Here is a 17,920-nt window from a genome sequence, read left to right as displayed (position 1 = left end):
AAGATGTTTGATAAACACATTACACAGCGATGAAAGATTTTACCGTAATGCTTTATAACTAGGCCAAAAACAGCCTGTTTAGAGACCCCTTCTAGCTTTAAACCGACTTTTTCAATATATAGTAAGGGAAATTTACCAACAACAATATGTCACTCAGGCATTGCTATAATTGTATATTTTTGTAAAATACATACTCATATCAGAGGGAAAATTGATAGATAAGCAGAGAATATTTACCTTTGTAATTATTTAACTTAACACAATAAAAGGATTTTTTATGAGTAGTACTAATGATCACAACGATAAAACTCAGATTGCTTCCCTAGACTCAAACACAAAAAAAACGTCAAACATTCGCAAGCAAAACCTACTTGGCAAAAAAATATCTGGCCGCTACTTAATTGAAGAGCTGATTGGCCAAGGCGGTATGTGCTACATTTATCGGGCGCGCGATACTTTTTTAGAAAGCAGTAATCGCTCAGAAGCCACAGTAGCAATTAAAGTACTTCAGGAAGAATTTTCAAGCTCTGAAGAAGCTATTTCATTACTAAAAGATGAAACAGCAAAAACACAGCAACTTTCCCACCCAAGTATTGTAAAAGTGTACTCAGCAGATTCTGATGGCGATTTATATTATGTCACTATGGAGTTAATTGAAGGGGAAACACTGGAACAAATTATTAAACGTAATAAACCCTCAGGTTTAGCGTTTAAAAAAGCAAAAATTATTTTAGAGCAATTAACCAATGCGCTAATTTATGCCCACTCGCGAGGCGTAATTCATAACGACCTTAAGCCCTCAAATATTATTTTTGACTCTAACGGCAACCTTAAGGTGCTTGACTTTGGTATTGCCAAACACAAAAGCTTAGACGATCAATACGCTGTAAAAAATGACAGTGAACTGGCAACTATTGGCGGCTACACCCCAACATATGCAAGTCCTGAGCAATTAAAGGGTAGTGAAGCATCAGTAAAAGACGATGTTTTTTCTTTTGCCTGTATTGCCTATGAACTACTCAGTAGTAAACATCCATTTAACCGTGTTGCTGCAGACAAAGTACCTAAAAATACAACAGTGAAAAAACCAAGTAACTGCCCTATTCTTTTGTGGAACAATTTAAATAAAGCATTAGTTTTAAATGCGAATCAAAGGCTTGAATCATTAGAGCCCATTTTAAAAAGTCTCACAACAAACTTAAAGCCAGCCATTTTTGCAAGCGTCGCCAGTATCGCCATTATTGGTTTAATTGCGCAAAATTATTACTCAAGCTCAGATAATACAAAACAATTACAGGCACAACTCGATAATGCCAAAGCGATTAACCAACAAGTAGAAGCGTGGATGTCTTGGCAGGGGCCAACTATTTTAAACAAACTTGAACAAATTCCACCACAATATGAAGTGCTTAAACAAGGGTTACTAAGATCAAACCAGCAAAGCATATTAGAGAGCTTTAATGATGAAGCTAATCAGTTTAATAATATTGCAGGTCGTAAATTTAAAGATTTCGATAAAATCATAGCCGTCTACTCTGACGCATTAGATTATTACCCTGATTCAGAAAAACTATCGATGCAATTAGAAAGTGTACTTAGAGAACGCCAATCAATTATTTTTGATATTACAGCCAGAATCGATTTATTACTTGAACAGTCGCGTTATAACGAAGAGCAGCCCAATAGTATTGCTCACTTAGTTTCAGACTTAAAAGAAGTTGATAAAACTTACCGTTATCAGCCAACAGATCTTCACCTTGATAATTTCACTGTTGCGTTAAATACCGCTATAGAAAGTGACGATGTGATCACCCAAAAAGTTCTCTTAAACGTGGGTAAAATCGTTTTTACAAACAACAAAAAAGCGGATGAGTTACTAGCAAATTTAATGCAGCGAGAGTCTGCTATTAATGCATTAACTGCGTATCAGCAAAAGGTTAATTTAGGCGAACAAGCCGACTTTCCGCGTGCCGATGCAGTGGTGTTTTATGGTCCTAAGTTTCAACGTTTCTCGGCTCAATTAGAAACAATAGAAGATCATAAAGCGTTAATGGAGTTTGAAGAGTTTATTAAGTCTGAATCAACAGCATTACCGAATGACTTCTCACTTTTAGTCTCGTTGAGAAAAGAATTATCGAGACGTTACATCAGCACAGCTAACGATTTAATGAAAAAAAGAATGTATAAAGCTGCTGAGCGCTTAGTTGAAAAAAGTGAAGCGATTACTCAGTCTTTAGATAATATGCTTTAAAAAGAGTATATATTTATTGCTCAAAAATAGCACAGTGGTGATTGAATAACGATTACATAGCTATTAGACTAAAATCAAAATACAGATAACAAAGTCAAGGACGACGAGTGCATTCATATCATCATACACTCCGCCAAGATTTTACATATTTAGAGTTTTTATAATTAATGGAGTACCTATGAAGAATTTAAGCTTACTAGCTGCAGCCCTCATACTCTCAGGCTGTTCAGCAACATCTAAAACCAGCAAAACTGAAGATGTCGTTATTGAGCCAACCCCTCAAGTGAGCGAAGAAAGTGCACCAATATCACTTACGGTTATTACTAACCCAGCTGATTCTAGAGTACGGATAATGAATATAGTGCCTGTATATCAAGATGCAATTGAACTAGATGCAGGTAAATATGATATTGAAGTAAGTAAAGCGGGCTATGTAACTTATAGAAAATGGGTAACGGTTGATAAAAAAACCATTTTAACTATAGAGCTCGATGAAAAACAGTTAAGCCAATCAGCGCAATAGACTGTTTAAGAAAGTGAAATGCCTTTAATGAATAAAGGCATTAAACATTAATAATAAACATACCATGCATAGCTACCCAAGCTTAAATTCACCGCTATACACAGCCACAATATCACTATAAATACACGCTTTTGTGACTTATGCCTTAAAGTCTGCTGCGCTATAAGTGCACCAGGCCATCCTCCCAATAGAGCACAGAGATGTAAATGTCGCTCAGGTATACGACTTACTTGCCTGCGATTCGACTGCACTGATTTTCGTTTGTCCCACGCATAATAGAAAAATGTAATACCACTGAGTAGTGAAATATATATCGGTACGAACATCTCAATTTTATGATTTAAATAAGCAAACCATAATACAGCTATAAACACGCTCGAAAATATAATTAAGGTACTTTTTATCAAAAAATAATCGCCTATAATAAGAATAATAAATAAACACTCGGGTTAATTATGACATATTTAAAGGCCGCGATGCTGCTGTTATCGCTATCTATATTTAGCACTCTAGCGAATAATAAAACAGAGTCACTAGCACCAGAACTTGCGATTTTCACGCCCTACTTAGGCACTTGGCAAGCTGATTTTAACACCGAAAAAGGTGAGCCAAGTATTCAAGATGTGAGTAAATGGCAGCGCGTACTTAATGGTAAAGCCATTCGTACTACACACTCTATTAATGAGGGTGAGTATGGAGGGGAATCAATGATTTTCTATGATCGTAAAAAACAGTCACTTGTTTTCTATTATTTCACAACAGCTGGCTTTTATACTAAAGGCGTCATGAAAGTACTGAGCCCAACACAATTTGTGGCCTATGAAGATGTCACTGGTAGCCAAGAAGGGATCACTAAAGTGAAATCAACCAGTGAATTTAAAGACCAACAGTTTGTTGTGTCTACTTCTTATTTAAAAAAAGGTGAATGGACTAAACCGGAAGTTCGCACTTACTATCGCAGTAATAAAGACGTTAAATTTAAATAAACAGCTTCATCTTTATATAAAAATTATTTAGCCATTAAATCGATATAACTTAATGGCTAAATAGCGGCTAACCTATCATTTTACAAATTTCTTAAACGCATCATCCACTGGCGTATCTGCAAGATGATTGGTGTAATTACTCATCACCTTTTGCGCAAGACCCAATACAATTTCTAAAAGCTGTTGCTTTGTATAGCCAGCGGCAAAAAACTTATCCTGCTGTGACTGGCTTAGCACACCTCGTTCGCGTGTCATCTCAAGGGTTGTTTCACGAAGAACTTCAAGTTTTACATCCTCCAGTGGCGTTTTATTAACTAGCGCATCAACAATACCTTGATCAACTCTCATTGAAGCGGCAATTGCGCTATGTGCTGGTACGCAATAATGACACGCATGTTCAACATTAATTGACTGCCAAACAACGGTTAATTCTTTTGCATTGAATGATGTTTTTTGAAATAGCTCATGCAGTACTTGGTAGCCTTTAAGTAAGGTTGGCGCCTCAGCCATTACAGCATGAAGGTTGGGTAACATACCAAAAGCAGCAATAGAGTCTGCCAATAGAGGTTGTGCTTCTTCTGATGCATTTTCTTGTGTGTATAAGGTAAATTCGGCCATCACTAACTCCAATTAAAAAATAGTTTTAAGTAACATCGAGACACATACTATTTGATTTTGAGCGATCGCTCAAGTTAAAATTGAACAATTGCTCAATTTAATAGAAACTATCATGGCCAATAAAGTTAAATTTGAACGCGAGCAAGTTGTTTATGCCGCTAGTCAATTATTCTGGGAGAAGGGCTTTCATGCTACATCTACCCGCGATTTACAAGATGCAATTAATATGCGTCCAGGCAGCATTTATGCGGCATTTGGCTCTAAGGAAGGTTTATATTGTGAAGCGATAAAAAATTATGCCAAACAAATGCAAAGCTTAATAGATGAACGTTTAGTATCATGCAGCAGTATTCTTGAAGCACTGCAAGACTTTGTAGAATATGTTGTTATTTCTTCACAAAGTCATACTCCAAGTTCTATCTGCATGTTAGTTAAGGCAAATAATGAGTTTGTTGATAAAGACAGCTATCTTTATCAAATCAGCGTAGAGCTGATGATAGACTTTGAACATTACCTTACTGAACTATTTACAAACGCTATAGCTAATAAAGAGCTCAGTGGAAATACCTCGGCTATAGATTATGCTCGTTTTTTCCAAATACAATTTACTGGCTTACGTAGTTATTTTAATCGACCAAATGTAGAAAAGTTGGCCAAACCAATGATCGAAAACATGTTTTCACTCATGAAGAGTCTTTAGCTTAAAATAAAAAGGCAGCTAATAAAGTTAGCTGCCTTTTTAATTTAAAACCAAAGTTCGACGTCTAGGTTTTTAATTTATTAAGCTCAGAGTCTTGCTGCGCAACTAGTTTATTTAACTCTTCGCTGCTATCGCCTGCTTGAGCAGATAAATCAGAAAGCTGTGAAGCAGCATCAGAAATTATCGTCAAGTTGCGATTTATTTCTTCGGTGACTAAGCTTTGCTCTTCAGCAGCCGTTGCAATATGGGTAATTTGATTGGTTATTTCATCTACTTTCACAACCACACTGTGCAGTGCATCAAAAGCTGTTGAGGTTTCATCTACTGCAGTTTCGGCGCGTACTACACCTTTTTCGATAACAGTTGATGCATTACCCACTTCTGAAAGTAAGCTATCGATTAAACTACTAATGTCATCGGTTGATGAGCGCGTTTTAGATGCTAAAGCTCTAACCTCATCAGCAACAACGGCAAAACCACGTCCGTGATCCCCAGCTCGTGCAGCCTCAATAGCTGCGTTTAGTGCTAGTAAGTTAGTTTGCTCAGAGATAGTTCGGATCACATCAAGTATTTGAGTAATATCATTACTACGCGATGCTACTTTTTCTACTGCCTGATTAGCTTCTTTAATTTCTTCAGACATGGTTTTAACTTGCGACATAGCCGATGATAAGCTCGATTCGCTACTAACCACTAAGGTGTTAATTTCATCAGCTTGTTGCGCCGACTGCTCTGAAGCTTTTGCCACTTCAAGTGCTGTCGCGCTCATTTCGTTCATTGCAGTAACCACACTTTCAATTTCTTTAAACTGTGCTTGCACATTATGCTTGGTTTCTACCGCAATATTTGAGGTAACTTCACCTTGGTGCTTGGTTTGATCTGAGACCGCTTTAAGCTCACTGATCAATTCACGAAGTTTTGATAGAAACTTATTAAATCCTCCAGCCAGAGCTATAAGCTCAGCGTGAGTATCAACATGCAGAGTTTGTGTTAAATCACCTTCAGAGCTTGCTAAGTTATCAACCCGCTCCTGAATTTGTTTAAGAGGAGCCACAACACTGCCTACTACAAGCTTCATTACTATAAATGCCAATACCGCAATTACAGTCCCCGTGATCAAAATAATCACACCCAGCTCTTTTGCAGCCTCAGACATGCCAGCAGTTAATTGAATAGGTCCTTCAAAGGCAAGTTCAGCGGGTACTTCAATTAGCAGCATCCATTTCACATCAGCAAGCTTAATTTCAATCGGGTAAGACACCATTATTTCAGCGCCCTGTTTGTTTATTCCTTTAGTGCCTTTTAGTGCTTTGTAACTCTCATAACTTTTAGCGCTAACAGCTTCTTTTAGTGGACGGCCTAATTTTTCTTTGTAATGACTTGTACCAACAATTAAACCCAAATGACTAAGTAACGTTACTTTTGCTTTACCATCGTAAAGCGCCTTTGAAAGCTCTTCTGTTAGTTTTTGAAATACAGGTAAAGTTATATCCGCCCCTGTAACGCCTACAAACTTGCCTGATTTAATAACAGGGACAACAAGTGAGGTCATCATTTCTGAGTAACCCGGTGTAATCTCATACAAGTAGGGTTCCATAATGCATGGTTTTAGCTTGTCTTTAGCACACAAGTACCACTCTGCCTCACGTAAACCAAATTCGTTTATTTTATCCGCGTATTTTTCTTCCGCGTCTTCCACAACCTGTTGCTCAACCAAACCATTGCTATTTTTAGTGAAATAAATTTCTAATGTTCCAGCACCAGCAACAGAGTGATTGTAGCCTTGAGTAAATTCACTATCTTTACCATCAAAACCATTTTTTTCAAACTGTGAATAAATAGAGGAAATAACATCATTACTTTCTAATATTGAACGATTTAAAGAAACAACTGAATCACGCTTTATTGAGGCTTTATCGGCATCTTCTAAAATACTACCAAGTGAAAAAGGTATTCGGTAAGCTTCATTAATAAAGGCGGCAATTTTTTCACCATAGGCGGCTGCATTTGCTGTTAATCGCCCATCCACCTCATTAACAATTAGAGTCTCAGCTTCTGCAGAAGTGTTGGCATTACTCGATGAGAGTTTAGACCAAAGTATGCCTGAAAATAGTACTACCGTTAAAAGTATACTTCCGACGCTTATCCATAATAACTTTTTTGCTAACGCTATTTCCCGCATTTATAACTACCTTGCTTTACTTATTTATTTTTAGTTTAGACCAAATTAAACAACATATTATTAATTATTTTAAAATAATATGGATAACTGAATCTCATAACCAACGACCATTTAACTTTGCTTATTTAGTCGCTGAGTCACTAACACAACAACAAAAAGCAAGCTAACACTTACCCACAAGCAAGCTTGTAATCCATATAGTTTATACACTAATCCTGAGAATACTGTCCCAACCAGTCGACCGGTTGCATTAGCCATGTAATAAAAGCCCACATCAAGTGATACTGCATCGCTTTTAGCAAGGTTAACAATAAGATAGCTATGCAAAGAAGAATTGATTGCAAATGTAGCGCCAAAAACCAATAAACCTATTATTAAGGTAAAACTTACTGCAATATCAAGTTGTATTAAGGCTGCTAATATAAACATAACAGCAGTCAGTGCGACCGCCCACCAAGAGGCTTTTTCGATAATATCTACTCTATCGGCCGAACTTCCTGTTACTTTAGGTGCTTGTGATTGCACAATTCCATAAGCTATAACCCATAGCGCCATAAAGCCACTTACCCACCAATGATCCCAATTAAACTGTGCGGCTAAATAAACAGGCAGCGCAACTACAAACCATACATCACGTGCCGCAAATAAACATAATCGCGCAGCACTGAGTAAATTAATTGCTCTGGATTTTGAAAATAACTCCTTAAATTTAGGCTTATTTTTGGCTTTACCCATATCACCTTTTAAGTAAATTAGGCTAACCAACCAAGCAACGCCTAATAAAGCAATCAGGACAAATAATGCGCCTTTAAAGCCCACTAAAGTTAATAGTAATCCACCTAAAAAAAAGCCTATGCCTTTGAGCGCATTCTTTGAACCGGTTAGTAACGCAATCCATTTATATAGTTTACTTTGCCCTGTTTCGTCATCAGGCACTAAATACTTAATTGCGCTTTTAGCACTCATTTTATTCAAATCTTTGGCAATACCACTGAGCGCTTGTGCAGCCATAACGTAAAAAACGCCCAGCCAATCACTAGGTACACATAACATAGCTAAGGCAACAAGCTGTATGCCTAAGCCAATATTCATGGTTTTATTTAAGCCTAAATGCGCGCCAAGCCACCCCCCCACTAAGTTAGTGATCACCCCAAACACTTCATAAAACAAAAACAGCATAGCGATGGCAAGTGCATCATATCCTAGCTGATGGAAATACAGCACCACCAGCATTCTCAGCGCCCCATCGGTTAAAGTAAACGCCCAATAATTACCGGTAATAATTAAATATTGTTTTATCGCTTGAGGTAAATCACTAAGTTGAGCAAACATGGTTAATACCTTGGGCTAATTAACTACATCACTTTTTGCTACTTTTAGCATAAGTTCGGCGGTACGGTTTGCATATCCCCACTCATTATCGTACCAAGCATATAATTTAAGCTGGGTTTTATTAATCACCATGGTAGAAAGCGCGTCAATAGTACAACTACGCGGATCGGTTTTATAATCAATAGACACAAGTGGCTTCTCTTCATAACCTAAAATCCCTTTTAATGTGCCCTCTGCAGCCTGATAAAACCACTCGTTTACTTCATCTTGCGTAACACCGTGTTCAAGCTCAAATACACAGTCGGTAATTGATGCATTAGTAAGTGGTACACGAACAGCATGGCCATTAAGTTTCCCTTTAAGCTCAGGGAAAATATGCGTAATAGCCGTAGCACTGCCTGTTGTGGTGGGAATTAAACTGGTACCACATGAGCGAGCTCGACGTAAGTCTTTATGTGGGGCATCAATAATAGTTTGGGTGTTAGTTATATCGTGAATAGTAGTCATAGAGCCGTGTTTAATACCCACTTTTTCTTGTAGTACCTTAACAATTGGCGCTAAACAGTTTGTTGTACACGATGCCGCTGTAACAATTTTATGCTCATCAGGATTATATAAATCATCATTTACGCCCATCACTACATTTAAAATACCGTCTTCTTTCACCGGTGCAGTCACCACCACACGTTTTACACCTTGAGCTAGGTATTGATTTAATAATTCTGTGGTTTTCATCACACCGCTGGCTTCAATGACTACATCGCAATCTGACCAATCAGTATCATCAATGTTTTTATTGTTAGTTACAGCAATGGTGTGTTTACCTACAATAAAGCTGTGCACTGATGCTGTTACATTGTGTGCCAAACGCCCATGTACTGAATCAAATTCGAGTAAATGTGCATGCGTTTTAGCATCGCCAGCAACATCATTAATTTTAATAAATTCAATTTCAGGCCAATCAAGTGCAGCACGCAATGTTAAGCGCCCCATACGGCCAAAACCATTAATCCCTACTTTAATTGTCATAATAAATACCTTTAAAAGTTAATTAACAGCAGTTTGCTGCACGCTCAGGGCGGTTACCCATTGCATTGAGTCGATTTAAATCATCGTTATAAAATTCAATATTAGCGCTACGGGTTTGTGCTAGTACATTTTCAGCCCACTCTGGTAGGGCTTTATTAATACTGTAATACACCCATTGATTTTGCTTACGATCGCTCAATAAGCCACATTGCCTAAGCTGGGCTAAATGACGAGATACTTTAGGCTGGCTAAGCTCAAGGGCAGCCACAAGCTCGCATACACATAATTCTTGCTCATGGCTAATTAGCAGCATGGCTTTTAAGCGCGTATCGTCAGCTAAGCATTTATAAAACTGTAGTGGGTTGAGTTGTTCCATAGCGTCCTCGTTTAGTTTATGCATATACAATAAAACAAAAAACAAACATATGGAATAGTGAATATATGAAATTTCGAATATAACTGGTTTTATCTATTTTCAATTCATTTATAGATATAGTTGCGAATAAAAAACACGCGATGATCACTCATGGCGTGTTTTTATAAACAATATAAAGAGGTAAATTAAATAACTGAAAGTTCTACCTCAATATTACCGCGTGTTGCGTTTGAGTATGGGCATACTTGATGTGCTTTATTTACCAGCTCTTGCGCCGCTGATTTGTCCATATCACCTAGTGATACAGCAAGTTTTACAGCAATACCAAAACCGCCTTCAATAGCACCAATAGACACTTCAGAGTTAATGTAAGTATCGCTTGATAATGCGATCTTTTCGCTACCGGCTACAAATTTAAGTGCGCCAATAAAACACGCTGCATACCCTGCTGCGAATAATTGCTCAGGATTAGTGCCTTGACCATCATCACCACCTAACCCTTTAGGCGTTGATAAGTTAACATCTAAACGACCATCATCTGATTTAGCTACCCCTTCACGTCCGCCTGTTGCCGTTGCTTTTGCTGTATAAGCTACATTTTGTAATACATTCATAGTGAACTCCTAAGGTTTAAAATTTTCACACTAGTTACTTTGCATGCAAAATAATAGAGCAACTAAATTCTGATTGCAAATACTTTGCATGCAAACTAAAATACTCTGTATTGAAATGAGGATAAAACGATGTCGTTTGAACAGTTAAAATTAAAAAATCAGCTATGCCATCGTTTATACATGGCGTCCAACAGCATAGCCCGTGCCTATCGAGAACCTCTAGCTGAGCTTAACCTTACCTATCCTCAGTATGTTGTTATGATGGCGCTGTGGGAACAAGATGAAGTAACCATCGCCGAACTAATCGATAAAACCGCAATTGATGGTGGTGCGCTTACTCAAATATTAAAAAAGATGACCAGCAAGTCACTACTTAACGTTATAAAGGACGAACACGATAAGCGTAAGCGTTTGGTGCAATTGACTCACACGGGTCAATCTTTAAAACTTAAAGCTGCTGATATTCCAAAAACAATTTTCTGTAAATTTGACAGTATCGACACTAACCAAGCACAGCAATTAATGCAGTTACTCGATTTAATCGTTAGCGACTTAAGCACCCAGACTGAAGATGAAAGTGTCGATGCTAAAGACAGTCCCAAGTTAGTGCAAACCTAGCGTAAATTTATCCAATGTGGTGCTTAAGCTTTTTTATAGTTTAGTTATAAAAAATTAACTTATTGATTATTATTCATAAAATATTCAATTAACAATTGGCATACTTCTTCCTTCTCTCTTAATGACGTTAGCAACACCAAGGAAAAGTTATGTCTAATTTATACAACACTCTTTATTTTTTATGGCGCTTAGATATCACAGTGTGGCAAGTAAATGAGCCAACAAATACGCATACCACCAGTGAAAAAGAGCGTATCTATTCGCGTTAAACTATTTTTGAACAGACTTTGCAAGCTACCTCATAGCGTTGTATTGTAAAAGACTATTTAATTGGTTAGTGGAACGTGTATGCATGCTTTAGAAGTTAATTTTGACGGCTTAGTCGGCCCTACTCACAACTACGCAGGTTTGTCGTATGGTAATGTTGCTTCGTTAAATAACGCGGCGAGTTTTTCAAATCCGCAAGAAGCTGTATTGCAGGGCCTGGCTAAAATGAAAGCTATGCATGATAAAGGCTTAACCCAAGGGGTTTTTGCTCCTCATGCTCGCCCAGATTTAAATGTACTTCGCCGTTTAGGATTTACTGGCAACGATGCGCAAGTCATTAATAAAGCTTTTAAAGCTGATCCTATTTTATTGCGCGCCTGTTACTCTGCCTCTGCCATGTGGACCGCTAATGCAGCCACCATATCGCCTTCACCTGATACTAACGACGGCAAGGTACACTTCACTGCGGCTAATCTAAATAATAAATTTCATCGCTCTTTAGAGCCAAACACCACTACACGTTTGCTCAAAGCGATGTTTAATAACGAACAATACTTTGCACACCATTCACATTTGCCTGAGCAAGGTTTTTTTGGCGATGAAGGCGCAGCAAACCATACTCGGCTGTGCGACAGCCATGGTGAAACAGGTCTAGAGTTATTTGTATTTGGTGCAAGTGCCTTTAACAGTAAACTTGTTAAGCCCGTTAAGTTCCCTGCAAGGCAAACTTTGGAAGCGTCTGAAGCCATTTGTCGATTGCACAATATAAAAGATACCAGCCAAATACTATTACAACAAAACCCTGATGTGATTGACCAAGGGGTGTTCCATAATGATGTAATTGCAGTGGGTAACGCCAATGTTTTATTATGCCATCAACAGGCGTTTTTAAATCAAACGCAAGCATTAGACGATATCCGCGAAGCCTATGTAGGTAACAAACAGCTTTATATTATTGAGGTGCCAACCAGCAAAGTGAGTATTCAAGATGCCGTCTGTAGTTATTTATTTAATAGCCAACTGGTTAGCATGAATGACGATGCAATGCTGCTCGTTGCCCCACAAGAATGCCAGCGCAACCCTGCTGTAAAAGCGTATATTGAAGAGCTAATTGTTGCCGATAATCCCATAAATCAAGTGCAGTTTTTTGATTTGCGCCAAAGTATGCAAAATGGTGGCGGGCCTGCTTGTTTACGGTTACGCGTAGCGCTTAATAACCATGAATTAGCGGCAGTAAACCCAGAGGTTATCTTAGATGAGCAAAAGTACATTCAATTATGTGATTGGGCTACGCGCCATTACCGCGATAAGCTTGGTGCCAACGACTTTGCAGACCCTGCTTTACTTACCGAAAGCTACCAAGCCCTTGATGAGTTAACACAATTACTGAGCTTGGGATCAGTTTATCCCTTCCAATTAGAAGCCTAAGCTTTTTTTTTATAGGGGGAAGATACACAGTATTTAAATCTTCTTCCTGTAATTAATAATTTTAATTCAATTTAGGTTAAGTTTTTGTATCTATACTGAGTGATACTTTAAAGTATTTGGAAACCTAACATGAACTTAAAATCAACATTACTTAGTAGCGCCGTCTTATTAGCATTAACGGGTTGTGGTTCATCAAATGATGACTCCCCTATTACTCCTACCGATCCGCAAAAATCAACGTTCAGTTTAGGAGTTTCAGATGCGCCAGTAACAGGCTTAAAAGCGGTTAATGTAGTTTTTGACTCTATCACCCTTCGTTCACAAGGTGGCGAAGATTTTAGCTTCGAAACACGTGAAGCCAGCGATTCAACCGAAGCTGAAATGGTTAACTTATTGGATTACACTGGCGATGATATTTTTTCCTTACTAGAGGGCGAAGACGTACCTGCAGGTGAATACGCGTGGATACGTGCTGATGTAATTAATGGTGATATAAACAACCTAACCGAAACTTCGCATGTTGTTTATGAAGATGACAGCATTGCACCGTTAATCGTAAAACGAAAAGGCAATGACGGAATCGGTGAGATTCAACTTGATGGTTTTACTCTGAATCAAACGGACAACACTTTTGTACTTGAATTTGATCTTAAAAAATCGTTAGTTGCGCCACAAAGCGGTAACGAAATAGTATTAAAACCACGTGGAGTTCGTCTTGAAAACCTTGCTGAGTCACAAGATATTGAAGGTACAGTAAGCGAATCACTTTATGCAAATTGTGAAACCGATAACATTGAGGTTGCCGCTGAAGATGGTTCATTCGGCCATGCTGTTTACTTGTATAACAGTGATGTAGAGCTACCACTTGATAATTACGAAGTCACTGAGGGTGAAACCCCTGTAGACGCACCATTAGCTACTGCAAATGTGGTACTTAACAATGAAACTAGCCAATATGAATTTGAACTAGCATTTATTACGCCTGGCGATTATCAGCTAGGTTATACCTGTAACGCGCATATTGATGATGCCGAACTACAAGATGAAGCGTTTACCCTATATCAAGTTAAGCCGGTGGCGGTTGTAGCCGGTGAAGATACCGAAGTGACATTTGATATTGCTCAGTAAGCATCAACTTTATAAATTCTAGCCCGCACCTGCGGGCTTTTTGTTTTGGAGGAACTATGACACATAAAGTAATTTTAATTACCGGTGCCTCTAGTGGTATTGGCGAGGCGACCGCTAAAACATTAGTTAATAATGGTCACAAAGTAATATTAACTGCGCGCAGTGAAGATAAACTCAATAAACTAGTTGATGAGTTAGGCCATGAAAGTGCATTTAGCGTTTCAGCCGATGCCACTCAGTTTAGCGAGCTTGAGAGTGTAGTAAGTAAGGGCATTGAAAAGTTTGGGCGATTAGACGCAGCATTCGCTAACGCGGGCATGGGTGTGTCATCACCAGGCACAGAGAATGGCGATCCCCAAGAGTGGTCAGCCATGGTTGATCTTAACATTAAAGCGTTGTTGTGGACCGCAAAACTCACCTTGCCTCATTTACGTGAAAACCAAGGGCATTTTATTTTAACCAGCTCTGCAGCAGGAAGAAGACCCATTGACGGCTCTATATATGGTGCTACTAAATGGTTTGCACATGGCTTTGGTCAAAATTTAGCAGAGGAAATGAAACCCTGGCATGGTCGCTGTACCACTATTGCGCCAGGTATGGTAAATACGCCTTTTTTTGATGAAGCAAAACCCGATAAGCTCGACCCACAAGATGTGGCCGATGCGGTATTATTTGCTATTGAGGCCAACCAGCGTAATAGCGTACGCGAAATCTATTTAATGCCCACCAACTAACAAGATAATCCAAAGGCCAATCTTTATTGGCCTTTGCTTTAAAAGTACTTAATTGTGCTTTGTTAAAATTACTTTCGACTAAATCAATGAAAAGTCACACATTGAAACCTCCCTTACCATGCTAAATCTCAACTTTATGTCTAATATATAAATAAAGTAATTCAATAACTGGAACCCATTTAATGGATCCCCATAAAGCCCATAATATGCCAGCCCATCAATATGTTACTAATGATCCGTTGCATCAACTATTTGATGCAGTCGATTCTATATCGGTGCAAGGTTATGATGAGCAACGGCGTGTAATTTATTGGAATAAAGGCAGTGAATTGCTTTATGGGTATTCGCAACAGGAAGCCATTGGCAAAAAACTCGAAGATTTAATAATACCCACACCAATGCGAGAGCCCGTAATTGAAGCCCATAGTAATTGGATTAAGCATGATATTGAAATTCCCGCCTCAGAGCTTATCCTCAAACATAAAGAGGGTAATGATGTGGCTGTATTTTCAAGCCATGTTATGTTTACTAATCAATACAATACCAAACAAATGTACTGTATTGATATTGACCTTTCTGAGGTTCACAAGGCACAAGCAGAAGCCACATTTAATGCCAGTATGTTGAAAACTATCTTTGAAGCCATTCCTGACTTATTTTTTGTACTAGAGCAAAATGGCATCATTGCTGATTACCATGTTAATAATAGTAAGGACCTGTATATTTCACCTGAGCAGTTTATTGGTAAAAAAATGATTGATGTACTGCCTGAAAAAGTAGCGGAAAAATTTCAAATTCATATAGAAAAAACAATAGCTCAAAACAGTATGGTCAGTTTTGAATATGAATTGAGCATGCCTGAAGGCGTAATTTATTATGAGGCGAGATTGCGCCTACTGCCCAAAAAAAACCAAATCATGGTGATTATTCGTGATATTAGCGAACCACACCGCTCAGCAGAATTGATCCGTCATCAAGCTCTCTTTGATAGCTTAACCGATTTGCCTAACCGCTTTTTGTCTTTAGATCGCTTGTCACAAATATTAATGGAAGTACAAAAGAGTCATGAAAAAGCCGCAGTGTTTTTTTTAGACCTTGATGACTTTAAAAAAGTGAATGACTCATTAGGGCATGAAGTAGGCGATAAACTGTTAATTGCAGCAGCCGCTAGATTACAGCAAACACTAAAGCAAAATGACACTGTCGGTCGATTAGGGGGTGATGAATTTATTGTTTTAATATCCAGTTTAAACGATGAAAATGATGCTTTAGCAATTGCTGAGCGGTTACTTCAAGCATTTAGAAAACCCTTCAAGCTCGAAGGCAGAGACTTAATACTGACATTAAGTATTGGTATTGCGATTTCTCCCAAAGACGGTACGTGTGCCTCGGTGTTGTTACGTAATGCCGACACCGCTATGTACCAAGCAAAAGCGATGGGGCGCAATACCTCCTCTTTTTTTACCCCGCAAATGAACGTTGCTATGCGCCGGCGTTTTGAAATAGAAGAGCAAATGCATGGAGCACTGGAGCGAAACGAATTTGAGCTTTATTACCAACCGCAAATAGATGTAAAAACAAACACCATCATTGGCGCTGAAGCCTTGCTACGTTGGCATAATATAGTGTTAGGGGAAATCACCCCTGATGAATTTATTCCCATTGCAGAGCAAACAGGCTTGATTGCGCCTGTTGGTTTATTTGTTCTTCAACAAGCCTTACGCTTTTTGAATGAATGGCAATCAATTAACCAGCAAAACTATACCATGGCGATTAATTTATCGCCGCGCCAATTCAGAGATCCGGAACTGGTTAATATAATTAAACATACTCTACATAAAAATAGCATTAATAATGAATGCTTAGAGCTGGAAATTACCGAAGGGGTACTAATGAATAGCCAAGCCTCAATTCATGATGCCTTAGTGCAAATTGATGAGCTGGGCATAAAACTGTCAATGGACGACTTTGGCACAGGCTATTCATCATTAAGTTACTTACGAGAATACCCTTTTGATGTGCTAAAAATTGACCGTAGCTTTATTGCAGGGATTACAGATAACAAGGCCGACTGTAATTTAGTAAAAGCGGCCATAGCTATGTCACACAGCCTAGAAATAAAAGTAGTTGCAGAGGGAGTAGAAACCAAAGAGCAGCTAGATTTACTCAACGAGCTAAACTGCGATATTGCTCAGGGGTTTTATTTAAGTAAGCCCTTATCTGGTGCCAAGTTACTTAATTTTTCATTACATTACTGCAAAGCGACTTAAAAGCACTTTAGTTAAAAAGTGCTTTTACAGCTGCGAGTTAACTCATGATTTTAAAAAGCAAATCGCGCACCGTTGCAGGTTCAAATGGTTTGTCACAAATAGCATCCACACCGGCTTGAGCAATATTAGCTAAATGAGTATCGTTGGCCTCTGAGCTGACCATCAGGATTGGAATATGTGAGTACGTATTCGATTTTCGAACGGTTTCAGTTAACTCTTTACCATCCATTTCTGGCATATTGTAATCTGTAACAATTAAATCGAATGATTGATTATTAAGCATTTCGATCGCTTGTTTACCGTCTTCAGCCTCTACAGGTTCAGGAATACCCATTCCCGCTAGCACTCGTATTATATGTTTTCGTGCAAAGCGACTGTCATCAACCACCAACACACGAAGTAAAGTGACATCAAAGTGCTCTAGCTCCACCTCTTGCTCGCTAATAATATCCAGAGTCGCTTTAAGCGCACGGGTGATCTCGTCGGCATTAAACGGTTTAGGTAAAATAGCTAATACGCCCGATTGCCTAAGTTGCTCTAAATGGCGCTTATTACGTTCGCTCGACACCAGCATAAACGCCTGCTGCTCAGTATTACTGTTACTGCGTATTGCCTGTAATAAAGAGTCTGCAGTACCGTCGCTAAAATACATACTGCTGATCACCAAGTCAGGGTGATACTTTGATAAAGCGGCCAGCGCATTTTCTTGAGTGCTGGCCGTTTCAATTTGTGTAACACCACACTGAGCCAGTGATTTTTTTATTAGCTTTTGTTGCACTTCAGAAGGCTCAACTAATAAAATAGATAAGTTGGCTATTGCCGTTAAATCACTCATTTCAATCCTGTTAATATTAATTAAATAAT

17 protein-coding genes are annotated in these 17,920 nt (G+C 38.5%); 9 read left to right on the top strand and 8 right to left on the bottom strand.

Annotation, left to right across the window (positions count from 1 at the left end):
- The first annotated feature begins 277 nt into the window (after nt 1-277).
- Both ACNSN2_RS16540 and ACNSN2_RS16535 read left to right on the top strand, forming a co-directional pair.
- Nucleotides 278-2,251, top strand: a complete 1,974-nt coding sequence (locus ACNSN2_RS16540) for a serine/threonine-protein kinase (RefSeq protein WP_418609724.1) — start codon at nt 278-280, stop codon at nt 2,249-2,251.
- A 178-nt stretch (nt 2,252-2,429) separates the two neighbouring features.
- Complete coding sequence (locus tag ACNSN2_RS16535) at nt 2,430-2,774, top strand: PEGA domain-containing protein (RefSeq protein ID WP_010389403.1); 345 nt, start codon at nt 2,430-2,432, stop codon at nt 2,772-2,774.
- Nucleotides 2,775-2,821: 47 nt separating this feature from the next.
- Here ACNSN2_RS16535 and ACNSN2_RS16530 read toward each other — a convergent pair whose 3' ends face one another.
- The gene (locus ACNSN2_RS16530) at nt 2,822-3,181 is read right to left on the bottom strand and encodes a DUF1294 domain-containing protein (protein WP_418609726.1); all 360 of its coding nucleotides are present in this window, start codon (nt 3,179-3,181) and stop codon (nt 2,822-2,824) included.
- Nucleotides 3,182-3,229: 48 nt separating this feature from the next.
- Between ACNSN2_RS16530 and ACNSN2_RS16525 the strand changes: the two genes are divergently transcribed.
- Entirely contained in the window at nt 3,230-3,760 is a 531-nt protein-coding gene (locus tag ACNSN2_RS16525) for a hypothetical protein (RefSeq protein ID WP_075170044.1), read from the top strand.
- A 75-nt stretch (nt 3,761-3,835) separates the two neighbouring features.
- Here the strand turns inward: ACNSN2_RS16525 and ACNSN2_RS16520 are convergent, their stop codons facing one another.
- On the bottom strand, nt 3,836-4,378 hold the full coding sequence (locus ACNSN2_RS16520; RefSeq protein WP_418609728.1) for a carboxymuconolactone decarboxylase family protein: 543 nt from the start codon (nt 4,376-4,378) through the stop codon (nt 3,836-3,838).
- 112 nt (nt 4,379-4,490) lie between these two features.
- Here ACNSN2_RS16520 and ACNSN2_RS16515 point away from each other — a divergent pair, with 112 nt between their 5' ends.
- Entirely contained in the window at nt 4,491-5,078 is a 588-nt protein-coding gene (locus ACNSN2_RS16515; protein WP_010389407.1) for a TetR/AcrR family transcriptional regulator, read from the top strand.
- A 64-nt stretch (nt 5,079-5,142) separates the two neighbouring features.
- Here the strand turns inward: ACNSN2_RS16515 and ACNSN2_RS16510 are convergent, their stop codons facing one another.
- The 5 genes from ACNSN2_RS16510 to ACNSN2_RS16490 all read right to left on the bottom strand — a co-directional run bounded on the left by ACNSN2_RS16510 (nt 5,143) and on the right by ACNSN2_RS16490 (nt 10,611).
- The gene (locus tag ACNSN2_RS16510) at nt 5,143-7,260 is read right to left on the bottom strand and encodes a methyl-accepting chemotaxis protein (protein ID WP_075170045.1); all 2,118 of its coding nucleotides are present in this window, start codon (nt 7,258-7,260) and stop codon (nt 5,143-5,145) included.
- Nucleotides 7,261-7,371: 111 nt separating this feature from the next.
- The gene (gene arsJ, locus ACNSN2_RS16505; protein ID WP_418609731.1) at nt 7,372-8,592 is read right to left on the bottom strand and encodes an organoarsenical effux MFS transporter ArsJ; all 1,221 of its coding nucleotides are present in this window, start codon (nt 8,590-8,592) and stop codon (nt 7,372-7,374) included.
- Between the two features lie 15 nt (nt 8,593-8,607).
- Complete coding sequence (locus ACNSN2_RS16500) at nt 8,608-9,621, bottom strand: ArsJ-associated glyceraldehyde-3-phosphate dehydrogenase (RefSeq protein ID WP_418609734.1); 1,014 nt, start codon at nt 9,619-9,621, stop codon at nt 8,608-8,610.
- Nucleotides 9,622-9,643: 22 nt separating this feature from the next.
- The gene (locus ACNSN2_RS16495) at nt 9,644-9,997 is read right to left on the bottom strand and encodes a metalloregulator ArsR/SmtB family transcription factor (protein ID WP_008108943.1); all 354 of its coding nucleotides are present in this window, start codon (nt 9,995-9,997) and stop codon (nt 9,644-9,646) included.
- Nucleotides 9,998-10,182: 185 nt separating this feature from the next.
- Nucleotides 10,183-10,611 carry an organic hydroperoxide resistance protein gene (locus ACNSN2_RS16490; protein ID WP_418609736.1) on the bottom strand — a complete coding sequence of 143 codons (429 nt, stop codon included), beginning with the start codon at nt 10,609-10,611 and terminating at the stop codon, nt 10,183-10,185.
- A 129-nt stretch (nt 10,612-10,740) separates the two neighbouring features.
- On the opposite strand from ACNSN2_RS16490, the gene ACNSN2_RS16485 reads away from it, so the two are divergent.
- From ACNSN2_RS16485 to ACNSN2_RS16465, 5 genes are all read left to right on the top strand, one after another.
- Nucleotides 10,741-11,229: a MarR family winged helix-turn-helix transcriptional regulator gene (locus ACNSN2_RS16485; protein WP_008468659.1), complete on the top strand. Its 489-nt coding sequence runs from the start codon at nt 10,741-10,743 to the stop codon at nt 11,227-11,229.
- 348 nt (nt 11,230-11,577) lie between these two features.
- Nucleotides 11,578-12,924, top strand: coding sequence for an N-succinylarginine dihydrolase (astB, locus tag ACNSN2_RS16480; RefSeq protein WP_418609739.1), 1,347 nt, complete (start codon nt 11,578-11,580; stop codon nt 12,922-12,924).
- A gap of 129 nt (nt 12,925-13,053) precedes the next feature.
- A complete protein-coding gene (locus ACNSN2_RS16475) occupies nt 13,054-14,052 on the top strand; it encodes a DUF4382 domain-containing protein (protein WP_248527123.1) in 999 nt (332 codons plus the stop codon).
- 56 nt (nt 14,053-14,108) lie between these two features.
- Nucleotides 14,109-14,786 (top strand): SDR family oxidoreductase, encoded by a 678-nt coding sequence (locus ACNSN2_RS16470; protein ID WP_109875102.1) that lies wholly within the window; start codon nt 14,109-14,111, stop codon nt 14,784-14,786.
- Between the two features lie 182 nt (nt 14,787-14,968).
- Nucleotides 14,969-17,056, top strand: a complete 2,088-nt coding sequence (locus ACNSN2_RS16465; protein ID WP_418609742.1) for an EAL domain-containing protein — start codon at nt 14,969-14,971, stop codon at nt 17,054-17,056.
- 37 nt (nt 17,057-17,093) lie between these two features.
- Here the strand turns inward: ACNSN2_RS16465 and ACNSN2_RS16460 are convergent, their stop codons facing one another.
- Complete coding sequence (locus tag ACNSN2_RS16460) at nt 17,094-17,891, bottom strand: response regulator (RefSeq protein WP_418609745.1); 798 nt, start codon at nt 17,889-17,891, stop codon at nt 17,094-17,096.
- Between the last annotated feature and the right edge of the window lie 29 nt (nt 17,892-17,920).

Source organism: Pseudoalteromonas sp. US3C1013 (assembly GCF_048401115.1).
GTDB lineage: Bacteria > Pseudomonadota > Gammaproteobacteria > Enterobacterales > Alteromonadaceae > Pseudoalteromonas > Pseudoalteromonas undina.
Note: the sequence above shows the minus strand (reverse complement) of the source record. Positions and strands in the feature narration are given on the sequence as shown.